This window comes from Vibrio sp. Y176 (assembly GCF_033438945.1).
This window is the reverse complement of the sequence record NZ_JAWOQS010000082.1, coordinates 1-1282: the sequence shown is the minus strand read 5'-3', so window position 1 is coordinate 1282 and position 1282 is coordinate 1. Positions and strand designations below refer to the sequence as shown.

Annotated in this window: 2 protein-coding genes; both read right to left on the bottom strand. The window is 43.9% G+C overall.

All coding sequences use genetic code 11. From position 1 onward, the window contains the following. Window positions 1–770, bottom strand: a 770-nt coding sequence (locus tag R7O13_RS24230; protein ID WP_318304851.1) for a Gfo/Idh/MocA family oxidoreductase, incomplete at its 3' end; no start/stop codon positions are given. A gap of 58 nt (window positions 771–828) precedes the next feature. Then, window positions 829–1282, bottom strand: a 454-nt coding sequence (locus R7O13_RS24225; protein WP_318304850.1) for a response regulator, incomplete at its 5' end; no start/stop codon positions are given.

Below are 1282 nucleotides of genomic sequence, written 5' to 3'. Positions count from 1 at the left end.
CCACGGCCTGTGGCGATCATATCGACCAACACACTGCCTTGCTCACCTTGAAACTCGCTTGGGATAAGAGAATCACTGACTTTCGAGTGCAGAAGATTTACGTTAAAGCCATCATACGCCAGCGTTACGCTGCCGCATCCGTCAACGCCTGATGGAAGCACATGCGCACTGGCTTGAACAGAGTTCGGCTCACCAAACAACTCAATCGCAGAACCCACGCAGTAATAACCGATGTCCATGATGGAGCCATTGGAAAACGCAGGATTGAATGTGTTTGGATTTTCTCCATTTAGGTATTTTTGGTATCTCGATGAATACTGGCAATAGCTAATCGTCGCATGTCGTAACGGAGCGATAGACGGTAAGCTCTCTTTCAATACTTGGAAGTTTGGTGTGTAAGGCGACATAAACGCTTCAAACAACACAACGTTGTTTTCCTCAGCACAGGCAAACATCTGTTGTGCCAATGCGTAGTTCGAAGCCATTGGCTTTTCACAAATGACGTGTTTGCCCGCTTTTAACATTTGAATAGCTTGAGGAGCATGAAGCGAATTCGGACTGGCGATGTACACCGCATCAATGTCTGCATCCTGACCTAATGTTTCTAGGCTGTCGTAATAAGTATCTGCATCATAAGGCGTGCCAAACAAACGCGCTTTTTCTATATCTCTCGAATACACAGCTTTAAGGCAAAACTGCTTGGTTTGGATTGCCGCTTCAACAAATTGTTGCGAAATCCAGTTAGTCCCGATAACAGCGAGTTTAAACATGTCACTTCCTTTATATTCGTTCTAAAAAGCCGTAATGAATTCGGCTTATCAGTGCGATTTAAGCAAGCTTTAGTTCATTAAACAACTCAAATAACTTGTTATATTTATACGGCTTTGGCAAATACGCATCCATACCCGCAGCAAAACAATTGTGAATGTCCTCTTCCAACACACTCGCGGTCAAAGCAATGATGGTTGTTTTCTTGCAGCCCACTTTCTTTTCCCAACGGCGAATCTCTTTTGTCGCGGTTAGGCCGTCCATCACCGGCATCATACAATCCATCAAAATGGCGTCAAACTGCTCACCTTTGGTGATGGCATCCAGCGCTTCTTGCCCGTTACTCGTAATTAAGTAGTCGTACCCTGCTTTATCTAAGAAAAAGCTCGCGATTTTTTGGTTCATTAGATTGTCTTCAGCAATCAGTATTCTTCGATGAGTTCGAGATATTTTAGATTCAGCGCGAGATGCAATATTTGTGACATTGTCACGCAATGTATTCTTCTCGAGCTTA